Genomic DNA, 23,959 nt, shown 5'->3' on the forward strand with positions numbered 1-23,959 from the left:
ATGAATTATTTAGATGAATTAGAAAACGAGTCCGTATACATTTTTAGAGAAGTAGCGGCGCAATTTGACAATCCAGTTTTGTTATTCTCAGGCGGAAAAGACTCCATTTTAATGGTCGAGTTGGCGATAAAGGCATTTTATCCTGCGCCCATACCATTCCCCTTAATGCATATAGATACGGGTCATAATTTTCCTGAAACAATCGAATTTAGAGATTATTTGGTAGATAAATATAACCTTAAACTGATTGTTGTTTCTGTCGAAGAGACAATCAATAGTAAAGGAATTATTGAAGAGAGTGGGAAATATGCAAGCAGGAATAATTTGCAAACCATTAGTCTTTTAGAAGGAATCAATGATAATAAATTTGACGCATGTTTAGGCGGTGCACGTAGGGATGAAGAGAAGGCAAGAGCAAAAGAGCGCATTTTTTCTGTTCGTGATGATTTTGGTCAATGGGATGCAAAGAATCAACGGCCTGAATTATTCGATATTTTAAACGGTGCCATTAATCAAGGTGAGAATATGAGGGTTTTCCCCATTTCAAATTGGACAGAATTGGATGTATGGAATTATATAAGAAGAGAAAATATCGAATTGCCTTCAGTCTATTTTGCACATAAAAGGAATGTGTTTTATAGGGATGGAATGATTTGGCCAGCATCTGATTTTGTCTTTAGTGAACAAGACGAATCAATTGTCGAACAGACAGTGCGGTTCAGAACAGTAGGTGATATGACTTGTACAGCAGCAGTCGAATCGAATGCGGATAATTTAGATTTGATAATTACTGAAATAGAGTCCGCTTTAATTTCAGAAAGAGGCGCTAGAATAGACGATAAGCGATCTGAAGCAGCCATGGAGAAAAGAAAAGAAACAGGATATTTTTAAAAGAATTAAGCATGAGTATTATTAGAATTTCAACAGCAGGTAGTGTCGATGACGGTAAAAGTACCTTAATCGGTCGACTTTTATTCGATACGAAATCACTACCACAAGATAAAATCGATGCCATTCAATTATCGTCCGAAAAGAAAGGATTGAAAGAATTGGATTTGGCGTTAATAACGGACGGATTAACAGCCGAAAGAGAACAGGGTATTACAATTGATGTGGCGCATATCTTTTTCTCAACGGCGTCTAGAAAATATATTATTGCGGATACACCTGGTCATGTCGAATACACGCGAAACATGGTGACAGGTGCCTCAAATTCGCAGGTTTCTATGATCTTAATCGATGCGAGAAAAGGAATTTTGGAGCAAACAAGAAGGCACTTGTTTATTGCTAAATTCTTGGAAATGGAACAGGTACTTTTTGTTATTAATAAAATGGATTTGATGGATTATAATCAGCAAACATTTGAATCCTTGAAGGACGAATTATTGGATGTTTGTGTTGCCATTGATTTTCCATTAGACCGCGTTTCCTTCGTTCCTATTTCTGCAAAAGTTGGAGATAATGTTGTCGAAAAATCCAAGCATATGGATTGGTACAGTGGTCCAACTATTTTAGGGTATTTAGAACAATTGAATTTAAGAGCTAATTTGAATGATGATTTCCGCTTCAATGTCCAATATGTTGTTCGTCCACAAAGTGCTGACTTTTCAGATTTTAGAGGTTATGCAGGTAAAGTGAAAAGTGGTACGATAAAAGTTGGTGATGAAATTCAAGTGAATAGTTCTGGCCAAAAATCGCGTGTGTTGAGAATATTTAAAGGCAATTCACCAATTTTAGAGGCGGGACCTGAGGCCAGTGTATTGATAGAGTTAGAAAAGGCAATTGATATTTCCAGAGGGGATACTCTCACCCAATCGCATGAAGATGTCGTACACGATAAAAACTTAATTGCTCAACTTTGTTGGTTAGATAAAAGACCATTAAATATCGCTAAAAAATATTTATTGAGACATGCCGGTTTTCAAACGATTGTTGCTATAAATGAAGTCGTTAAAACATTAGACTTTGACACGTTAAATTTTATGGTTTCAAAATTAGTTGAGCAAAATACGATTTGTGAAGTAGAAATTAAAGCTGCAGCACCAATATATCTGGATAATTTTAAGCGAAATAAGAAAAATGGTTATTTTATCCTTGTTGATAGAGATACGAACGCCACTGTTGCTGTTGGTGTAAAACAATAAGTTTGATTTAAATTTTAGATTATTAGTATTTTACAGGCTATTTTAATAACTTAGTTGCTCTGTAAAAAAACTACTTATGATCTCAAAATTACTTGCAATTGTATTGGCAATGATGTCTTTACATGTCTTTGGACAAATATCTATTGATTTAAATCCTATTCAAGACAACTCTATTTATTCTGAAAGTGACTTTTCTAATGGATTAGGAGAGCTCTATTCCGGATTAGATTGCGATGGTAATATACGTCGTGCATTAATTCAATTTGATGTAGAAGATGCTATTCCTCCAGGTGCAGTTATAACAAATGTTTCATTGACTTTAAATGTATCTGCTTACGACGAGAGTGCAGCGGATGCAATTTATTCAATTCATAAAATCACACGCAGTTGGGGTGAGGGAACTTCTTTCGGTGACGATGATGGTGCTTCACCAATCATGCCTGATGCAACTTGGGAACATGCGATGTTTTCAGATGAACTTTGGAGTGATTTAGGTGGTGATTTTGAAGGTGTTTCTTCTGGTGATCAATTATTAACTGTCGATACAGATGATTTTTTATGGACTGATCCGCAAATGATTGAGGACGTCGAAAATTGGATCGCTGATCCTGCTACAAATTTTGGGTGGGTTTTGATTGGGGATGAAGATACTGATTGCTCGATAAGACGAATTGGAAGTAAAGATGAAGGCATCGAACCAATTTTAACGATTGAATATGAATGTGATGGAGGTGAATTAACTGCCGTTTGTAGAAATATTACGATTTATTTGGATGAATTTGGAGAAGCAACGATTGATGCTGAAGATTTAGATGGTGGTTCAACGCCTTCATGTGGTGTTGGTGAATTAACTTTTTCTGCTAGTCAAATAAATTTTAACTGTGAAGATTTAGGTGGTGAAATAGCTCCGCCTTATTTGGTCTTATCTGCAATTTTTGATGGTCCATTGCCTGACGGTTTACCTAAAGGAGTGGAATTGTACGTGACTGAGGATATTGATGACCTGAGTTTGTATGGTATCGGTTCAGCGAATAATGGTGAAGGATCGGATGGACAAGAATTTACTTTTCCAGCCGTAACAGCTTCAGCTGGAGATTATATTTATTTGGCTAACGAAGGTGTCTCTTTTGAAGATTGGTTTGATTTTGCTCCTGACTATATTACTTCTGCCGTAAATATAAATGGGAACGATGCGATTGAATTGTATTTTGACGGTCGTGTAATTGATGTGTTTGGCGATATTGATGTTGATGGCTCTGGTGAACTTTGGGATTATGAAGATGGTTGGGCTGGTCGTATTAATGGAACAGGACCCGATGATATAGTTTTTAACGCTGAGAATTGGAATTATAGTGGTGCAGATGCTTTAGATGATGAGTTAACGAATGAAACGGCAGCGTTTCCAATTCCAATAGGTGTTTTTGAAACGGAGGCTTTTGAAGGTGTCCCTGTAGTTTTAACGGTAATGGATGAAGATGCGAATATTGAAGAATGTATCGCTTATGTTAACGTATTAGATACAATTCCACCTACGGTAACATGTAGAGGTTCGTTAGATATAGAGATTGGTGAAACAGGCGAATATAATTTGACTGTTGATATGGTTAGAATGGGCTATGCTGATGCTTGCGGTGTGTTAAGCCTAAGCTTGTCACAATATCTTTATACTTGTGCTGATATCGGAGAAAAAACGGTCGATTTAACCCTTTTTGATATCAGTGGGAACAGGAATACTTGTTCAACTATTCTTAATATAACAGGAGATGATGTGATTACTATTTCTGAAGATGAGTTTATTGAATCGACATGCGAAGGTGATGGTGAAGATGGATCTATTTCAGTGATTGTTGAAGGTGGAAGAGATGATTTTTATTTTTACGATTGGGACACAGATGGATTGGGAGATATGGACGATCCCGAAATGTTGTTGGGCACAACTGCTGGTACTTATAAGTTAGTTGTAACTGATTTAGATGGTTGTATCGATTCAACAACGATTACTGTTGGTGGTATTGAAGGAATCGAAGTCACTTCTATTATTGTGAATGAAACTTGTGATGGGAGTAGTGACGGTGAGATTGATATTACTGTAACTGGTGGTGTCGGAGGATATGTATTTGACTGGGATAATGATGGTCTCGGTGCTTTTGACGATACTGAAGATATAGCTGGACTAGAAGCTGATAGATATGATGTTTACATTAAAGATGCTGATGGTTGTAATGGTTTTTATACTACAATTGTAATCGTAGACGGTGTTGTTGATCGAACGGTGACGGTGACTTCTGAAGATATTACAGCGAATCAAGCTGGAGCCGAATATCAATGGTTAGTTTGTCCTGGGAAAACACCTGTTGATGGTGCTACCGAACAAATTTTTGTTCCAACTCGAAACGACTTTTATGCCGTTGCAATTAACTATTTAGGCTGTATCGATACTTCTGAATGTGTGATCTATGTTTCTTCAGGTGTAGAAGATTATGATGATGTAAATTTGGAATTATATCCTAACCCCTCTGCTGGTCAATTTACTTTAGACATCAATCAAAATTTTAATGACGCTCTAATAGTAGTAACCGATATGAGAGGTGGAATTGTGTTAGAACAAATGTTGAATGATGAACAAACCACATTTGATTTATCGCATGTAGAGAATGGTCTCTATTTTGTTAATCTGCATTTCGATAATAAATTGATTACCCGAAAAATTCAGAAAATAAATTAAGACCATAAAATTATGATCAAATACTTCTTGCTCTTATTTTTTTTTGGTGTATTAGTGGCTTTCGGTCAAAAGTCCCCAAAAGGGATGCTTGTTAAATTTAATGCCAGCGTTCAAGAAAGTGATTATAACCACATTTTAACGCATGTGTTAGCAGAATTACCATCAACTAATATTAGCCCTTTAAAAGGAATTGATATGGTATTGGTCAGTATCGAGGGGAATATGTCCGTCGATTCTATCGATGTATATAGAAATGCCTTAAAAAAGAATGAGAAAATTCTATTCACTTCTGTCATTTACGGAACGGAACGTGGCAGTATAGCAGCAGACTTGAATAAGGCTTATATCAAAACTAAATCGAAATTGAGTTATGATCAAATGTCAATTCATTTGCGTCCTTATAAGGTTGTAAATTATTATCCCCACGCTTTTTTGGAAAATGTTTGGGAATTAGAATTAGATAAATGTTCTGCGGGACCACGAATCATTCAAGAGGAGTTGAGTGATATTCCAGATTTTGAGTTTATTTCAGTGAATACCCTCCATTCTATACAAGCCACGAGTGATGATCCTTATTACGAGTATCAATGGGCTTTAAAAAACGAGGGAACAGCAATTCATTTTGATGGAACGGAAGATGCCGATATGGATGTGGAAGAAGCATGGATAATAACGGCAGGAAGTCCTTTAATAAAGGTCGCCGTTCTTGATTCTGGAATAGATACGAATCATGTTGATTTACGCGCAAATCTATTACCTGGTTTTGATGCAACTGGCGCCGATCAAAAAGGATATCCAAATACAACTTATAGTAATGATGGTCACGGAACCTGTTCTGCTGGTATAATTGGAGCAATTGCGGACAATGAAATCGGTATTGCTGGAATTGCAAATCAGGTGAAAATCATTCCCGTTCGAATTTTTTTCTATGCCGAATTTGGCGGTGATGTTATTCCAGTTACTACAACCGAATTTGGAGTGAATGGAATTAATTGGGCCGTTGAAACAGGCGGAGCAGATATTTTAAGTAATTCTTGGGGCATTAGAAATGAAGAATTAGGAATTTTAAGTATTGATACAGCCTTGGGGAATGCAACGATAAAAAATCATGCGCTGAATGGAAGAGGAGGGAAAGGTGTTCCGATGTTATTCTCGTCGGGGAATGATGGTGATGCTTATTCTATTTGGCCTTCATCGCATCCTTTGACAATTGCAGTTGGAGCTTCGAGTATGTGTGACGAATTAAAAACATTTTCTGATTGTTCGCCAGAATCATGGAGAAGTAATTACAATGAAAATTTAGATGTTGTTGCACCTGGTGTGAAAGTGCTTTCAACGGATATGACTGGTGAGTTGGGTTATAATAATTTTATTGATGATGATTATGCTTGGTTTAATGGAACTTCTGCTGCTTGCCCAAATGCTGCAGGCGTCATGGCATTAATTCTTTCAGTTGATCCTGATTTAACAGCTTTCGAAGCAAGAGCAATTCTATCTGTCACAGCCGATAAAACAGGTGGTTATGCTTATGACGAAGCCAAAGATTTTGGTATGTGGTCAGAAAGAATGGGCTACGGTCGCGTGAATGCTTTTCAGGCCGTACAATATGCCCAATCTTCAGTAGGCCTAAAAGATAATTCAGTTAAAACCTATAACGACTATATCACCACTATTAACAACCAAACTTTATTGGTTCTCGATCCAATTGCTCCAGCTAATATTAGTGTTTACAACGTGATGGGGCAGTTAATTAAAGATTTAGGAATTTCCTCCACTCAAACCATTAACATTTCGGATCAAGTGACAAGTGCAAGTATTTACCTTATTCGAATTGAAAGATATGATGTGGTTGAGACAATGAAGGTTTATGTTTGGTAGTAGGGGGAACGTTTGTGATTACTATCCCTTTGGTATGCTGTTACCTAATAGAAATGGTAGTGAAGAGGATTACCGTTATGGCTTCCAAGGACAGGAGAATGACAATGAGATAAAGGGAGATAATAATCAGTTGTCTGATAGTGAGTGGAAAAACTTGAAATCACAAAATGTGATATCAAGTTGGGGCGGTAGAAGCCCCCCCCCTATGTTTTTACAGAACATGGAGTGTCAATGCTGTCAAGTGTTTTGGGAAGTAAAAAAACAGGGAAAATTAAGGTTGTTGAAAATATTGAGAATGTTACTCTCGATCATTAAAAACTAATTATGAAATCATACATTAGTAAATTCATCTTAATGGGAATTGTTTATTTCTTAGTTCTGCTTTTAGCGAATTACAAAGTAGAGTACCTCGAAGAAGGAATCGAACTCAAAAAGTTAAAATTTGGAGAGTACATCACTTATTTTATAAATGATTCATTAGGTGAGGTAGAATTTGAAAAAACGATTGTTATTAGAAGTCAAAGTGAATATGAAGAATTGAAAAGGGAGTTTGCTTTTAATAATCCCAAATTGAGTAATTGGGATTCGTTATCTCCTAAGATTAATTTTTCGAAAAATTCGATTATAGGAAGGAGTTTCGAGTTGAATACATGCGAAGTAGCAATCAATAAGTATTACAAGATTAATGATTTCAGAAAGAATGTACATTTGATTTATTCAAAGGATAAGGGCACTCCATGTAATTCGACCACATTCTATATGTCTTATTTTTTAGTTCCAAAGATCCCTGATGATTATGAGGTGTTTTTTCCAATTAGACAATTTCCAATTCCAGAAATTGAAAAGTATGTTCCATTCACCTATTATTGATGTGATAATTAGCTTCATTGAACGCTCCGGTGCGAAGAGTTTGTTATAGGCTGCGTATTCTAAGACAAAACCCGGTGCGAAGAGTTTGTGATAGGCTGCGCTGGATATTCATCCTGCGCTTACTGTTATAAACTACAATATTAATTATTCAGGTAATTATTGACAGGTACCGGATACATTCTGCTCCAAACCTAATCTCGAGGATATTTATCCTCTTTCTCAACCGAAGATGCTCCGCATGTATAAGTGCTATTGCGCTTGCAAATCATTGCCTAAATTCCACATCTTGCAACAATGCAAATTTTTAACACGAACTACTTATTTATTGTTATTTTTAAAAGGTTAAAATTGTATGATAAAAGATATTGCTTAATAATAACCGCAGTCTGGCAGCTACTACGGAGCTGGGGTTCCGAATTATGTAATACTACCAAAATAATTAAGCGATAGAATCCTTTAGGACAAATTTGTATTCATCGTATTCAACCGCCATTGCTCTGACACGTGCTCCGTTAGACGAAAATCAATATGATATGTATCATCATTCACTCCGCAAATAATTACGTTGCTGCGGTTGTTAAACCATACAATAATTTTAAATTTCCCTCAAAAATTAATACTCTATTAAATCTAACCTGCCTAACCACGCGATACGCAAAAGCTAATCATTCAAAAGTGTCGCGCTTCAACTAATTTAAATAACTCTACGTTTTTGATCCCAATTTTTCAGGATCTTGTCTCGTATCAAACACATGTGTAATATAAGCTGTCTTGTTTTCTACTTTATAGATAATTTTATTGTGGTTAGAAATCAAATATCGATATCCTTGATTTAGTTCTTTTAGAAGTTCTTCTTCCTGTCCTAACTCTGTGCCGTGTTCGAGTGTTTTAACTTTGTTAAGAACCTCACCTTTTATCTTCTGGGCAAGCGTGACGGAAAAGTGTTTGGTGTAGAATTTATAGATTTTTTTGAGGTCTTTTTTTGCTTCAAGCGTCCATTTAATATGCATGCTACCAGTTTTGTGATTCTTTTTCTAAATCATCATGAGAAACTGTCTTGCCTTGTTTTATTTGTTTGTCAGTTACAGTTATACGGTCCTTAATTTCTTTTTCAGTCATGCTTGGATAACAGATGTTTTCATCACTCTCTTGAACTGTCACAAAGTCCAAACTTTTAATAAAATTTAGAAAAGCTTTGGCCTTACTGCTGTCTTTTATTTTTATTGTAATTTGCATGATAATCGTATTTAAGGTGTGTCTTCTTTTTTAGCTATTGCGTATCTAATCACCTCATCAAACAAAAGAAAAGTTTGACTTTAATGGTTGTATTTAAAGCTTTAATATCTTACAAGTATTGTACGTATTATTTAAAATGTCTTATCTAAACAAATATACATAATTATAAGATAAAAATAAATTGAATAATTATTGTATAAATTAATGCTTAGCTAAAGTAGTGAGTAGGATTTGCTCCCACTGCGGAGGATATTCATCAGCCGGTGGTCGGACAAGTCTTGCGCTTGCTAAAACAAACTATTATGATAATTAACAAGCTCTCAAACTAATCGAAAATGCCTAAATTGCACACCAACTCAACCTTATTCGACTTAGTGTCGTTATAATTGATGAATTCAAATTTGGTAAGTGTAGCATGATTTTTAAAAAAAAGATAAAGTATTATTGGACAGCATTAGTTTTAATTGTAGGTATGAATGCCTTTGCACAATCAGTTCCAATAATCAGTTATTCAACGAATTCTAACGGTCAAGTGCAGCTTGAAGTGAATTCGACTGCCGATAAATATTATATTTTGAAAGCAAAACATCATGTTGACTCTGCTTATTTTTTGGCGGTATCTATGACTTTAGGTGAAGCAGGAACGACAATAATATCTGAGTCGTTGGAGGCTTATCCCGAATCTCATTATCAAATTCTTGAATATAGTATTGCTGATCCCTTTGATACAGATGGTGATGGAATTGATGATATAACTGAATTTAATGCAATGCCGAATCTAAATCCTCTGAATTATGCGGGGGAAGTAACCATTGAGAATGGCTTAGTAGGCATTGATGATACTTCAACCTTCAATTATATCGCGTTAAAAAAAGATTACGTCAATTTTTTACCTTACCTAAGTGGGAAGGAATATCTTAAATTTATTATCCTTGAATTTCCGGATGACGAGAGAAGACTTTATTTTATCAATACGAACAAACACAATGCGCACGTTAATTTTGCTGATTTTTTAGGTGTCGATCCAATGGCGCATGATGTATTAAAAGGGCAACTTACTTTTCATCCTACTGTTATATCTGCTAATGGAACTTTAGGTACTTATGCCTTTAACTTTACGAATAATGAAGGAGAGGATTTTTTAACGATTCAACAAACACAAGAAGTGCTGGCAGTAAGTATGCCATTTTTGACCAATAATTTGTCCTACTATATCACATCTAATAATGAATTGCAATATGAAGAAGAATTTGAGCTGATGCAAAATTCTCGTGTTCCAGTATTGTTTGAAACAGATATTTATGCCGGTGTAAATTATTGGGGACTAAATCAAACGGAAGGTTATGGTTATTTTAGAAAAGCGGCAGGTGCTGATTTGCCTGGAGCCAAGGATATTGTTTTATATGATGCCTTACCTAATTCTTTACCTCGTGTTGCAGGAATAATAACCTCAGTAATTCAAACGCCATTGTCACATGTTAATTTACGTGCTATTCAAGATAATATCCCCAATGCTTTTATTAGAGACCCTTTATTGATTGATACGATAGCTAATTTACTAAATGATTATATTTATTTTAAGGTCGAACAAAGTAGTTATACGATTAGAAAAGCCAGTATTGAAGAAGTAAATGATTGGTACGATAAAATTAGGCCACAATCAACGCTTTACCCTCCGCTGAATTTAGACTATAAAAAAATTAAACCCTTGAATCAGATTACATTCGAAATGTATGATGGATTCGGAGCAAAGTGTACTAATCTAGCTACGATGCATCGTTTTGGATTCGATGAAGGCACGATTCCAGACGGATTTGGTATTCCCTTTTACTTCTACCAAGAGTTTATGAAGTACAATGGATTCTTTGACGAGCTAGATTGGATGCTGACTAATCATGAATTTATGAATGATAGAGCAACGCGAGATTTGATGCTAGATGATTTCAGGGAAAAAATAGAAGCCGCTGCGATGCCTGCATGGATGTTAGACGCCTTGTCTGAAATGCATGCGGATTTTCCTGCTGGTAGCTCAGTTAGAACACGGTCGAGTACCAATAATGAAGATTTGCCTGGTTTTAGTGGCGCTGGATTATACGATTCAAAAACACAACATCCTGACGAAGGACATATTTCAAAGTCTATCAAACAAGTCTATGCGAGCTTATGGAATTTAGAAGCATTTGAAGAACGTGAATTTTTTAGAGTGGATCATTATAGAGCCTCAATGGGTGTACTCTGTCATCCTAACTTCAGTGATGAAAAAGTAAATGGTGTTGGCATTAGTGCAGATCCAATTTATAATACGAAGAATACTTTTTATTTAAACTCTCAATTCGAAGAGGCGCTGATAACGAATCCTGGAGAGGAAGGTCCTGAAGAAATGTTGCTTTACCGTACTAAAACGAATAGTGAAAATTATAGCATTATTAGATATTCAAGTCTTGTTCATGGCGATTCAGTATTAATGAGTCAAAATCACTTGGATCAATTAAGAGCTTACTTAACGATTATTCATGATGAATTTGCAAAACTGTACAAAGCTGAAGGGAATTCAACTTTTGCAATGGACATCGAATATAAAATAACAAGTGATAATCGTTTGGCAATAAAACAAGCGAGACCATGGGTGCAATATGAACATCACAATATTGAAATACCTGTTGAACTGAGTTGTGAAACGATAGTTTTTCCAAATCCTGCTACCGAATATGTGAACGTTACTTGCAGAGATTGTAATATGACTACGATTAGAGTTTTAGATCTTCAAGCAAGACTGGTCCTACAAAGAGATGTGAATGATGCGACCAGTGAAAATATTCATATAGCAATTGATCACTTGCCGGCAGGTTTGTATTTTGTTTCAGTATTTGTGGATGAAGAATTATGTAATGCTACCAAAATCATCAAGCGATAGAACCTTTTTGACAAATTTGTATTCATCGTATATCTGAGCTTCGACTGTTTAATTATAATCGGCTCGGCATGCAGCTGTAATGCTGCGGTTGTTAAACCAAACTCTAAACTTAAGTTTCATTCAAAATATTAATATTCTAATATCTCTAACCTCGGTAACCACGCAATACGCACAAGCTAATCGCACGGCAGCGTTCATTTTTATTAGATTTTAGTTAACAAAACGTTGGAACACGAATCTTTCGTGTTCCTTTTTACAATAATGAATGATTTATTAAAAAGCTCATCTTAATTTACATTCGGATGGCGAAAACCAAGCAAATCAATAATTCCTATTCAAGCATTTAATATTAATTGCATGAATCTAATCAAGCATTTAATGTTAATTGCATCAATTTATTCAAGCAGTTAACAATAAATATCATTGTTGAATAAGGCTGCGGAGGATATTTATCCTTCGCTAAACAAAATCAATATGATATTTATCATCAGCCACTCCGCAAATAATTACGCTGCTACGGCTGTTAAACCATACTATAAATTTAAATTACTCGCTGAGTAGGACATAAATACCTCACTACGGAGGATATTAATCAGCCAACTGTCTAACAAATACTGCACTAACCAATCAAAAAAATCAATAACTTTGCACCCTCAAAAGAAAACAAACTATGGCTTCAGGATTTTTTGCCTTACTCGATGATATTGCTGCTTTAATGGATGATGTGTCTGTGATGACTAAAGTTGCTACAAAAAAAACAGCTGGAATTTTAGGGGATGATTTGGCTGTGAATGCAGAAAAAGCATCTGGTTTTGTTTCTTCTCGTGAAATTCCTGTTTTATGGGCTATAATGAAAGGCTCTTTGCTGAATAAATTAATCATTTTGCCGATTGCTTTTTTATTGAGTGCCTTTTATCCGCCAGCTATCATTTTTATTCTGGTTTTAGGTGGAATTTATTTGGCTTACGAAGGAGCTGAAAAAATTTATGAGTATTTCTTTTATCGCAAAGAGAAAGTAGTTGTTGAGGTTGAAGAAGAATTGCCTTCACCTGAAGAGGTACTAGCAAAAGAAAAAGAGAAAATAAAATCAGCAATTTTTACAGATTTTATTCTTTCTGTTGAGATCGTAATCATAGCATTAGGAACGGTTGTAGAAGAAGCTTTGAGTATTCAAATTGTAGTAGTAACAATTATCGCAATCATTGCAACGGTAGGGGTATATGGAATTGTTGCACTTATCGTTCGTATGGACGATACCGGTCATTATATGATTCGTAAAAGTGACGGCAAAAAGGGTTTTAGAATGAGTCTAGGCAAAGGATTGGTTAAAGCTTTACCGATAGTAATTAAGGGGCTGACTATTGTTGGTACTATTGCATTATTGCTCGTTGCAGGTGGAATTTTCGCTCATTATATCGACTTTTTTCATCATGTGTTAGAATCGTTTCCAGCAATGCTTCGTGAATTATTGTTCGGATTAGCAATTGGAATTGTAAGTTTACCAATTGTAGGTTTGATCAAAAAAGGATGGTCTAAAATTCGGCCAGCTAAAGTGGAAGCTTAATTATATCAATGTATTCAGAAGATAATTAATGCACGGCATATGCGCGAATATTTCGTGCAATACTGACAAACTTACCGTGAATTGTATTTATAAATTTCATATTTCTATTCACTATAGTCTTCAAACAAAAATAATAACTTTAAAGATGTTCTATGGAAGAATGCTATGGATGCAGACATCAAAGAATCAATTATTTTAATTCAATATGATATCAATAGTTTTATTTGCTGCTTTTTGTACAATGACGATTTATATCTTCAGTATTCACAAACAAATGAATGATGATTTTGATCGTCAAATTAGAGGTCAAAAAAAAACCGATTTAGAGAAAAAAGCAATCAAGAAAAAACTCGTTAAGGGCTACTTGAAAAAAAGTTTTCTAGCGATGTTATTGTTTATTATTTTTTCGCTTATACTTTTGATTATAAAATTTAAGGAATTTATATAACCGTTGTGCAAGACCGTCTCAGACGATTTAAATCTAACCTTAAAACTGCTGTGATATTCAACTTTTCTGCAAGTAACAACAAAGAACTAATATCAGAAAAATAAGAAATGGCCCTACACCGCTGTGCAAGACCATTTCACCTAACCTAACCTAAATCTAAATAAACTAACTTATACTACTAAACTGTTACTCTAACAGTACTTTCACCATTTCAACTTTGTTACCGCGCTGAATGCCTAATTCTATAGTGTCACCAGGTTTATGTGTTACTAATTCTGCTTGTAGTCGACCAATCGAATTGATAGATTTATTCTCTACAGAAACAATAACATCTTTCACCTTTAAATTACCTTTTGAAGCGTTACCTCCATTAATAATTCCAGTAATTACAATCCCTTTTTCTGTACCTAATTGGTTCATTTTTGCGATGTCCGAATTGTTCTCCATAATGTTTACACCTAGTTGAACTCTTTTCACTTCACCGTGTTGAATTAAATCGAAAGCTACTTTTTTTACAATATTCGCTGGAATGGCGAACGAATAACCTGTATAGAATCCGTTTCCTGAAGCGATTGCTGTATTAATACCAATTAATTCACCTCTTTGATTGACCAATGCGCCACCACTATTGCCTGAGTTGACTGCTGCATCTGTTTGAATGAATGATTCTACTGGGAATACATTCTTCTCTGGATTGTAATTAGATGTCAACAGATCAATATTTCTGTTCTTCGCACTCACAATTCCTGCTGTAATCGTTGTCTGCAGGTTCAGCGGATTCCCAATAGCCAATACCCATTCGCCTAATCTTAATTCATCTGAATTTCCGAAGTCTAAATAGTCTAATCCTTTTTTATCAATCTTAATAACAGCAAGGTCTGTTGAAGGATCTGTTCCAATCAATTCAGCTTCATAATTTACATTATTCAGTGAGACTTTAATTTTGCTTGCATCTTGAACAACGTGGTTATTGGTTACAATATATCCTTCAGGTGATACTACAACACCAGAACCCGATGCTCTGCCTTTACGTTGTCTAGTTTTATAAGCGTCTTCACCGTAGAACAATTTCATGAATGGATCATATGTGATTTCTTCTCTCACAAATTCTGTTGTAATGTGCACAACTGATTCAACACCTTTCTCTGATGCTGGTGTAAGATTAGCATAGGTTAAACATTCATCTGCCTTTGTATCTGTAAGGGATACTGCCTTAATATTTGTTGGCTTTTCTGAAAAAGCTTGATCAGCCGTAAATGCTGTTGAATTATTTTTTAAAGTATATCTAACTCCTAATCCTCCAATGAGACACCCGACTGCTGAAGCTCCCATTATTTTTAAAAAATTTGCTTTCATTTTTCGTTTGTTTTAGTTCTTATTGTTGTTTGTATTTAAATCCTTTCGATTTCTAATTATTAGAACGAAGAACTGATACAAAATTACAAGGTGAACTTCTAAAAAATGTTAAAAAGGTCAGTAGGAGCAAAGATTTAGGAAATATTTAACTTTTCAATTTTTACAAAATGAATCAATTTTAAGAAGGCTTATTTGATTTCAAATCCCCAATAATTCATATAGCCTATTTGAGATTTATCAACCAATACTTCATATCTCTTTCCTGTTAAACATGCGCAAGCTTCACAAGTAATTTCTCGTTCACCAAGTACTCTTATTTTAAGTGGAATGATACCGTCGTCTTTTAGAAAACTTTCTAGTTGATCTTTGGTTTTATTATCATTTGATGTATGCACCCAATACGGATAACAAACAGTTTCTTCATATACCATCCATTTGCCATCAGTTGTTTTGTCACAACCCGTTAATAGTAGCATTAGGATGCCGAATACTAAACTTAATCTTCTGATCATTTTCATATTGTGTCGTTTTTTACGAAAATCAATACAAAATCCATTCCAAAACCTACCATTTTTGTATATTTGGGACTTTGAAAATTCAATCAATACATGGAAAAAATCGAACCATATACACCAAAGAATAAAGTGAGAATAGTTACTGCAGCTTCGTTATTCGACGGGCATGATGCAGCAATTAATATCATGCGTCGTATCATTCAGTCTACAGGTTGTGAAGTAATTCACCTCGGACATGATAGGAGTGTTGAAGAGGTTGTTAATTGTGCAATTCAGGAAGATGTTCAAGCAATCGCAATGACGTCATACCAAGGAGGACATACAGAGTATTTAAAATATATGTATGATCTACTGAAAGAAAAAGGTGCATCACATATCAAAATATTCGCAGGTGGAGGAGGAACAATTTTACCGTCTGAGATTGAAGAATTAGAGACTTACGGTATAACGCGTATCTATCATCCGGATGACGGTAGATCAATGGGCTTACAAGGCATGATTAATGACTTGGTAGAACGTTCTGATTTTCCTGTTGGGAACAATATTGATATTGATGTCAAAACACTTCCTAATAAGAATGAGACTTCTATCGCACGAATGATAAGTGCTGCAGAAAACTTTCCTGAAGGAGCTGAGAAAGAAATGGCTGCCGTGCATGAAATGGCGAAGAAAGTTGATACACCAATTCTAGGTATTACCGGAACGGGTGGAGCAGGGAAGTCGTCTTTAGTTGATGAGCTTGTACGTCGTTTTTTAATTGATTTTCAAGATAAAACAATTGCCATTGTATCTGTCGATCCTTCTAAAAGAAAAACAGGCGGTGCATTATTAGGTGATAGAATTCGAATGAATGCAATAAAGAATGACCGTGTTTATATGCGATCATTAGCAACGAGACAAAGTAATTTAGCTTTGAGCAAACATGTTGGTGAAGCTTTATTGATTTTAAAGGCTGCTGAATATGATTTAATTATTCTTGAAACTTCAGGTATTGGCCAGTCGGATACGGAAATTATGGACCATTCAGATGTTTCGTTATATGTAATGACGCCTGAATTTGGTGCAGCAACACAATTAGAGAAAATTGACATGTTGGATTTCGCTGATATAGTAGCGATCAATAAATTCGACAAACGTGGTGCATTAGACGCTGTACGTGATGTGAAGAAACAATATATGCGTAACCACCAGTTGTGGGAAGTAGATCAAAATGATTTACCTGTTTACGGAACGATAGCATCTCAATTTAATGATCCAGGAATGAATACCTTGTACAAGGCAATCATGGATAAAGTAGTTGAAAAAACAGCGGCAAAAGATATGGTGTCGAATATTGTTATCTCAGCAGAAATGTCTGAGAAAATATTCATCATTCCACCTGCTAGATCTCGTTATTTATCTGAAATAGCAGAGAACAATAGAGCGTATGATACACAGGTTGACGAACAAACAGCAATTGCTCAAAAATTATTCGGTATTTATAAAACTATCGAATCGGTTACGGGAGCTGTTCCTGTTTTGAATACGAATGGTATCGATGAAGATGCGATTAATGGAACAAAAGAAGATCAACTTTTTATTGACCTATTATTAAAGGAATTTGGTAGAATTAAAATGGATTTTGATCCATATAATTGGATTCATATTCTAGAATGGGCTGATAAAGTTAAACGATATAAAGATCCACTTTATGTATTTAAAGTGCGTGATAAAGAAATTAAAATTGAGACGCATACAACATCATTGTCTCAATCACAGATTCCAAAAATATCATTACCAAAGTATACTGCTTGGGGTGATTTATTAAGATGGATTCTACAAGAAAATGTACCGGGTGAATTCCCTTATACATCTGGTTTATATCCATTCAAACGAACGGGAGAAGATCCTTCAAGAATGTTCGCTGGTGAAGGTGGACCGGAACGTACGAATAAGCGTTTCCACTATGTAAGTTTAGGAATGCCGGCAAAACGTTTGTCTACAGCTTTCGATTCTGTTACTCTTTATGGTAACGATCCTGCCATTCGACCAGATATTTACGGTAAAGTAGGGAATTCAGGTGTTTCTATTTGTTGTTTAGATGATGCTAAGAAACTATATTCTGGATTTGATTTATCTCATCCTTTAACTTCTGTATCGATGACCATTAATGGTCCCGCTCCAATGTTATTGGGATTCTTTATGAATGCTGCTATCGATCAGAATTGTGAGAAATATATTGTAGAAAACAAATTAGAAAAAGCAACGGAAGCAAAAATCGTTGAGATTTATAAGAAAAAAGGTGTTAAAAGGCCTGCTTATCAAGGTGAATTACCTGAAGGACATGACGGATACGGTTTGATGTTATTGGGTGTCACTGGTGATCAAGTTTTACCAAAGGACGTTTATGACCGCATTAAGGCGGAAACTTTAAGCCAAGTTCGTGGTACTGTTCAAGCTGATATCTTAAAAGAAGATCAAGCACAGAATACCTGTATTTTCTCAACAGAATTTGCATTGAGATTGATGGGGGATGTTCAGGAATACTTTATTGATAAAGGGGTTAGAAATTTCTATTCAGTTTCTATTTCAGGATACCATATTGCAGAAGCAGGGGCTAACCCAATTACGCAATTGGCACTGACACTAGCAAACGGATTTACTTATGTAGAATACTACTTAAGTAGAGGAATGGATATCGACAAATTTGGACCTAATTTATCTTTCTTCTTCTCCAACGGAATCGATCCTGAATATGCAGTGATTGGTAGGGTTGCTAGAAAGATTTGGTCTAAAGCCATGAAGAATAAATACAAAGCGAATCCGCGTGCGCAAATGTTGAAATACCATATTCAAACATCTGGTCGTTCATTACACGCACAGGAGATTGACTTTAATGATATTCGTACAACTTTACAAGCTTTATACGCGATTTACGACAATTGTAATTCGTTGCATACAAATGCGTATGACGAAGCGATTACAACGCCTACAGAGGAGTCTGTAAGACGTGCAATGGCCATTCAATTGATTATTAATAAAGAATTAGGATTAGCGAAGAATGAAAATCCAATTCAAGGTGCATTTATTATTGAAGAATTAACTGATTTGGTTGAAGAAGCAGTTTTAACTGAATTCGATAGATTGACTGAGCGTGGTGGTGTTCTTGGAGCGATGGAAACAATGTACCAAAGAAGTAAAATTCAAGAAGAAAGTTTGTATTATGAAACGTTGAAGCACAATGGGGAATTCCCAATTATTGGTGTGAATACTTTCTTGAATAAAAATGGTTCTCCTACTGTTCTTCCTGCTGAGGTAATTCGAGCTACGGAAGAAGAGAAGAATTATCAAATTACCATGTTAAGTGAATTGAAAAAAGCTAACGAGAGTACTGTTGAAGAGCAATTGAATAAAATTCGATATGCAGCAATTCACAACGAGAATATATTTGATTATTTGATGGAAGCAACGAAGTTTTGCTCATTGGGTCAAATCACTCAAGCTTTATTTGAAGTGGGGGGTCAGTATAGAAGAAATATGTAATTGGAATTTTAATATTCTTGAGAATATTGAACCGAAAGGATAAAATATAAAATGGAGCATCATTATTTGGTGCTTCATTTTTTTTTGAATAACAATAGACACTTATGTTTGTTGCTTACTTTTGTGTAATATTTTTTTTATATAATGGTTATCAGTATTTTGTAGACTTTAGTTAATAGCCAATAAATTCTATTGGTTTAAATTTTCCATTTTACGCTGAGGTTTAAACGAAAATTAAGTATTTTCATGAACCTCAAAACATGAAATTACCTTGACAAAAATTATCAATCATATTTTTCGCAACCTAACTACGCGTATTCTTCTATTGATATATTTAGGGTTAATTCTAATAACAATCTTATTTATAACCATTGGGTATGTTAGTGAATTAAGTCTGCAAAAGGAGCGACAATACGATAGATTAAAAGGGATCGTAACTTCTACAGCCATTCAAATTGAAGGAGAACAACATGCAGCTATTTTTGATGCGAACTCAACACCAACTGCCATTCAAAATATAAATACTGATCCTAATTATTTATCAATCCATAAAGTGCTTGAAAAATGTGTTGCTGCGAATAATTTGACGAGTCCTATTTATACTTTGGTGATGAATCCGATTGACAGTACATTTAGTTATGGTGTCAGATCTGATGATTTTATTGATTTTCGGAATGGATATAAATTAAGTCCAACTATTTTAATCGATGCATTTAACACAGGTGGAATTATACCTGTCTATTCATCAGAGAATGGTATTTGGTTGTCAGCATTCCATCCTATTCGAGATAAAGAAGGTAAAACAATCGCTTTATTAGAAGCGGATATTGAATTCTCAGAGTTTAAAAGTATTGTAATTGGTCGTTTCTTAAAAGAGACGCTCATCGCATTATTTATCATTGCTTTATTTTCCGTTATTTTAATTTATTACGCGAGGAGAATTCTAAAAAAGGAAGAATTACACCAGGAATTAATCACAAATCAAAAAAGGATAATTGAGTTAAAGAATAAGGATATAACTGATTCCATTCGTTACGCACAGCGCATACAAAACTCAATTTTGCCTTCTAAAAAAGGATTTGATGCCGTTTTTAGTGAAAGTTTTATATTCTATCAACCTAAAGATATTGTGGCTGGTGATTTTTATTGGTTCGAAGAGAAAGAAAATTTAGTCTTTTTCGCAGTAGCTGATTGCACGGGACATGGGGTTCCAGGTTCAATTATGAGTCTCTTATGTTCAAATGCTTTAAACACGGCCGTAGATGTCTTAAATTTAACTGATACGGCTGCTATTTTGAATGAGGTAAGAGCATTTATCATTAAAAGATTGGGGAAAGCAGATTCTATTATCAGTGACGGAATGGATATTGCGCTATGTTGTTTCAATAAAACGACACTTGAATTGCAGTTTAGTGGTGCAAATAATCCTGTTTATATTTTCAGTGAAGATGCATTTGTTATTTCTAATCCGAATAAACAGCCTGTTGCAAATTACATTAAACCCGTTCCGTTTACAAGTGAATATTTTCAATTGAAAAAAGGAGATGTGCTGTTTTTATTTACAGACGGGTTTTACGATCAGTTTGGTGGAACAAAAGGGAAAAAATACATGCAAAAAAGGTTTAAAACCTTCTTGAATTCAATAAAAGACAACACTTGCGAAGAACAAGGGGAATTAATTGATCAAGAATTTAACAATTGGAGAGGTGATACCGAACAGATTGATGATGTTTGTATTGTTGGTGTTCGGATATAAAAAATGAAATTTAAATGAAAGAATTTTATAAAAATAACAGCAGGTCAATTCTCATTATATTATCCCTTATAGCTGTATGGACTATCTTTTATTTTATGCAATCTGATAAAACCGATGCATATATCAAATCACCAAAAGTAGGTGATGTTTACATTTTTACAAATGATACGATTTTTGCACCGATGCGGTTGGATAGAGTGGAAGAGGGGCAATTGTATATGCGGAATTATAATGCCGTTTTTGTGAATGACATTCCTGAATATAAGCAAATTCTAACTGAAGAATTTGATACGTTATTCTATGCTATCTATGATGAAGGAGAACTAGACCGGCTAAGGTCTTTGGATCAGATTATCAAAATATACAGATAAAAAAAAGCCTTACAATCATTGACTGTAAGGCTTTTTAATTATAGAATTAGTTTCTACTTAAACTGTCGCTTTTGCTTTAGGAGCAGCAGCTAAAATTTCAGCACTAGCATCATCACTAAATTGAGCAAAATTCTCATTGAATTTGTTCGCTAAGTTATTTGCTTTTTCATCGTAAGCTTCTTTATTTTTCCAAGTGTTTTTTGGATGTAGAATCTCAGTTGGAACATTTTCACATTCGTTTGGCATTGCCAATCCGAATATTTCATGATTGGTATAAGCTACCTTATCAAGTTTTCCTTCTAATGCAGATGTGATCATTGCACGAGTGAATTTCAAAGAAATTCTTTCACCAGTACCATATTCACCACCAGACCAGCCAGTGTTGATTAACCAAACATTTACATTGTGCTCAGACATTTTATTTCCTAACATCTCAGCATATTTTGCTGGGTGTAAAGGTAAGAATGGAGCACCGAAACAAGCAGAGAATACTGTTTGTGGTTCTGTAACGCCAGCTTCAGTTCCTGCAACTTTAGCAGTATAACCTGAAATGAAGTGATACATTGCTTGACCAGCAGTTAATTTAGAAATTGGAGGTAAAACTCCAAAAGCATCTGCAGTTAAGAAAAATATATTTTTTGGGTTTCCACCTTTAGATGGAACCATGATATTATCGATATGATCAATAGGGTAAGATACACGTGTATTTTGTGTAATCTCACAGTCACTATAATCAGGAGTAGAAGAACCATCTTTAAAGCCGATGTTTTCTAAAATCGCACCAAATTTAATAGCATTGTAAATTTGAGGTTCTTTTTCAGCAGATAGATCAATCGTTTTAGCATAACATCCACCTTCAAAATTGAAGACACCATTATCTGACCAACCATGCTCATCATCACCAATTAAACGTCTGTTCTCATCTGATGATAAAGTCGTTTTACCTGTTCCTGATAAACCAAAGAATACAGCTGTATCTCCATCTTTACCAACATTTGCAGAACAATGCATAGACAATACGTCTTTTTCATGCGGTAATACAAAATTCAAAACAGAAAAGATTCCTTTTTTGATTTCGCCTGTATAACCAGTTCCACCAATGATAATCATTTTATCAGTGAAGTTGATAATCGCAAAGTTGTGCTGTCTTGTTCCGTCAATTTCCGGATCAGCCATAAAATGTGGCGCACATACTACATGCCATTCAGGTTTGAAGTTCTCAATTTCTTGATCAGTTGGACGCAAAAACATATTGTTTGCGAACATGTTAGACCAAGGTAACTCAGTAACAACTCTAATATTTAATCTGTAATCATCATCAGCACATGCGTAAGCATCACGAACATAAACATCTCTATCAGTTAGATACGCTTTCATTCTGTTGTAAAGCGCTTGATATTTTGATGTTTCAAATTTCTTATTAATATTCCCCCACCATACCGCGTCTTCAGTTTTCGAATCACACACAATAAATCTATCTTGTGGAGATCGTCCTGTAAACTCACCAGTTTCAATTGCAATAGCACCCGTGTCGGTTAAAATTCCTTGTCCACTAAGTATTGTGTCTTCTACCAATTCTGATGGAGTTAAGTTCCAAAAAGAATTGGACACATTATTTAGCCCAATTGATTCTAATGAAGCATCTTCTGCTCTTTTTCCATAATTATTCATGCGAATATTTTTTTAGCCATTTACTATTTATAGTTTAACAAAATTACATTAAATCCTTAGTTTCAACAAATAAATGCCGCTTACTTTTTAATAAGATATTAACGTTTTGTCTTTTATATTTAACTTTATAATCATGTATTTTATTGTAAATTCACCTAAGTGTGCAGGTTTTCTCCGCAGTATTTACAAAATTCAGCGTCCTTATCATGCCCTTCTTTAGCGCATGAAGTACATGATTGTGTAGATAATTTACTTTCATCTACTCTTGCCATTTCTGTTGTTACAATACCCGTAGGTACTGCTATTATTGCATAACCAGTGATCATTACAATGGATGCTATAAATTGTCCTAACTCTGAAGATGGGTAAATATCACCATACCCAACAGTTGTTAATGTGACGATGGCCCAATAAATACTTCTAGGAATACTGGTGAACCCACTTTCTTCTGTTTCTATCAGATACATGAGTGTTCCTAAAATGATAACTAATGTTAATACTGTTCCTAAAAAAACTATTATTTTTCGTTTAGAATTCCTTAAAGCAATATTAAGGGACTGTACTTCTTTTAAATATTTACCCAATTTTAAGATTCTGAATACACGCAATAGACGTAACGAACGAATTACGGTAAGTGTATGTGTTCCGGTTAAGAATAAACCTAAAAATGTAGGTAGAATAGATAATAAATCTACAACTCCATAAAAAGAGAGGATATAGGACCAGGGTTTTTTTATACTGATTATTCGAATGATATATTCGATCGTAAATAAAATAGTTAATCCCCATTCTATTACCAAGAATAATTGATGATAACGATCGTTGAAATTCTTTACACTTTCAAGCATTACAATAAGAATGCTCAACAAAATGGCAATCAACAAGATAATATCAAAGGTTTTTCCAGCCTTGGTATCCGCTTCGAATATCACTTCGTGTATTTTTAAACGCCAAGGAGCTAGCTTTTCCTTATCTGCTGATGGACTCAT

16 protein-coding genes are annotated in these 23,959 nt (G+C 34.9%); 10 read left to right on the forward strand and 6 right to left on the reverse strand.

The window, feature by feature from the left end; all coding sequences use genetic code 11:
• The 5 genes from cysD (at window position 1) to T367_RS0108105 (ending at window position 7,617) form a co-directional block, all read left to right on the forward strand.
• Window positions 1-891: a sulfate adenylyltransferase subunit CysD gene (gene cysD, locus T367_RS0108080; protein WP_027419394.1), complete on the forward strand. Its 891-nt coding sequence runs from the start codon at window positions 1-3 to the stop codon at window positions 889-891.
• A gap of 11 nt (window positions 892-902) precedes the next feature.
• Window positions 903-2,144, forward strand: coding sequence for a sulfate adenylyltransferase subunit 1 (locus T367_RS0108085; protein WP_027419395.1), 1,242 nt, complete (start codon window positions 903-905; stop codon window positions 2,142-2,144).
• A gap of 76 nt (window positions 2,145-2,220) precedes the next feature.
• A complete protein-coding gene (locus tag T367_RS0108090) occupies window positions 2,221-4,869 on the forward strand; it encodes a T9SS type A sorting domain-containing protein (RefSeq protein ID WP_027419396.1) in 2,649 nt (882 codons plus the stop codon).
• A gap of 12 nt (window positions 4,870-4,881) precedes the next feature.
• A complete protein-coding gene (locus T367_RS25550) occupies window positions 4,882-6,747 on the forward strand; it encodes a S8 family peptidase (RefSeq protein WP_027419397.1) in 1,866 nt (621 codons plus the stop codon).
• 324 nt (window positions 6,748-7,071) lie between these two features.
• Entirely contained in the window at window positions 7,072-7,617 is a 546-nt protein-coding gene (locus T367_RS0108105; protein WP_027419399.1) for a hypothetical protein, read from the forward strand.
• A 704-nt stretch (window positions 7,618-8,321) separates the two neighbouring features.
• Here the strand turns inward: T367_RS0108105 and T367_RS0108110 are convergent.
• Both T367_RS0108110 and T367_RS0108115 read right to left on the reverse strand, forming a co-directional pair.
• The gene (locus T367_RS0108110; protein ID WP_027419400.1) at window positions 8,322-8,627 is read right to left on the reverse strand and encodes a type II toxin-antitoxin system RelE/ParE family toxin; all 306 of its coding nucleotides are present in this window, start codon (window positions 8,625-8,627) and stop codon (window positions 8,322-8,324) included.
• A 1-nt stretch (window position 8,628) separates the two neighbouring features.
• The gene (locus T367_RS0108115; protein WP_027419401.1) at window positions 8,629-8,853 is read right to left on the reverse strand and encodes a hypothetical protein; all 225 of its coding nucleotides are present in this window, start codon (window positions 8,851-8,853) and stop codon (window positions 8,629-8,631) included.
• Between the two features lie 415 nt (window positions 8,854-9,268).
• Between T367_RS0108115 and T367_RS0108120 the strand changes: the two genes are divergently transcribed.
• Window positions 9,269-11,767, forward strand: coding sequence for a PEP/pyruvate-binding domain-containing protein (locus T367_RS0108120; RefSeq protein ID WP_027419402.1), 2,499 nt, complete (start codon window positions 9,269-9,271; stop codon window positions 11,765-11,767).
• 670 nt (window positions 11,768-12,437) lie between these two features.
• A complete protein-coding gene (locus T367_RS0108125; protein ID WP_027419403.1) occupies window positions 12,438-13,331 on the forward strand; it encodes a DUF808 domain-containing protein in 894 nt (297 codons plus the stop codon).
• Between the two features lie 634 nt (window positions 13,332-13,965).
• Here the strand turns inward: T367_RS0108125 and T367_RS21790 are convergent.
• Window positions 13,966-15,135: a S1C family serine protease gene (locus T367_RS21790; protein WP_084274351.1), complete on the reverse strand. Its 1,170-nt coding sequence runs from the start codon at window positions 15,133-15,135 to the stop codon at window positions 13,966-13,968.
• Between the two features lie 188 nt (window positions 15,136-15,323).
• Entirely contained in the window at window positions 15,324-15,653 is a 330-nt protein-coding gene (locus T367_RS0108140) for a hypothetical protein (protein ID WP_027419405.1), read from the reverse strand.
• Between the two features lie 90 nt (window positions 15,654-15,743).
• On the opposite strand from T367_RS0108140, the gene T367_RS0108145 reads away from it, so the two are divergent.
• From T367_RS0108145 to T367_RS0108155, 3 genes are all read left to right on the forward strand, one after another.
• On the forward strand, window positions 15,744-19,172 hold the full coding sequence (locus T367_RS0108145) for a methylmalonyl-CoA mutase family protein (protein ID WP_027419406.1): 3,429 nt from the start codon (window positions 15,744-15,746) through the stop codon (window positions 19,170-19,172).
• 271 nt (window positions 19,173-19,443) lie between these two features.
• On the forward strand, window positions 19,444-20,928 hold the full coding sequence (locus T367_RS0108150) for a PP2C family protein-serine/threonine phosphatase (protein WP_027419407.1): 1,485 nt from the start codon (window positions 19,444-19,446) through the stop codon (window positions 20,926-20,928).
• 14 nt (window positions 20,929-20,942) lie between these two features.
• Complete coding sequence (locus T367_RS0108155; protein WP_157454166.1) at window positions 20,943-21,299, forward strand: hypothetical protein; 357 nt, start codon at window positions 20,943-20,945, stop codon at window positions 21,297-21,299.
• 57 nt (window positions 21,300-21,356) lie between these two features.
• On the opposite strand, the gene pckA is transcribed toward T367_RS0108155, so the two are convergent.
• Window positions 21,357-22,970, reverse strand: a complete 1,614-nt coding sequence (pckA, locus tag T367_RS0108160; protein ID WP_027419409.1) for a phosphoenolpyruvate carboxykinase (ATP) — start codon at window positions 22,968-22,970, stop codon at window positions 21,357-21,359.
• Between the two features lie 155 nt (window positions 22,971-23,125).
• Window positions 23,126-23,959 carry an ion transporter gene (locus tag T367_RS0108165; RefSeq protein ID WP_027419410.1) on the reverse strand — a complete coding sequence of 278 codons (834 nt, stop codon included), beginning with the start codon at window positions 23,957-23,959 and terminating at the stop codon, window positions 23,126-23,128.

Origin of the sequence: Crocinitomix catalasitica ATCC 23190, assembly GCF_000621625.1 — a bacterium.
In the GTDB taxonomy this organism is placed as follows: Bacteria; Bacteroidota; Bacteroidia; order Flavobacteriales_D; family Crocinitomicaceae; genus Crocinitomix; species Crocinitomix catalasitica.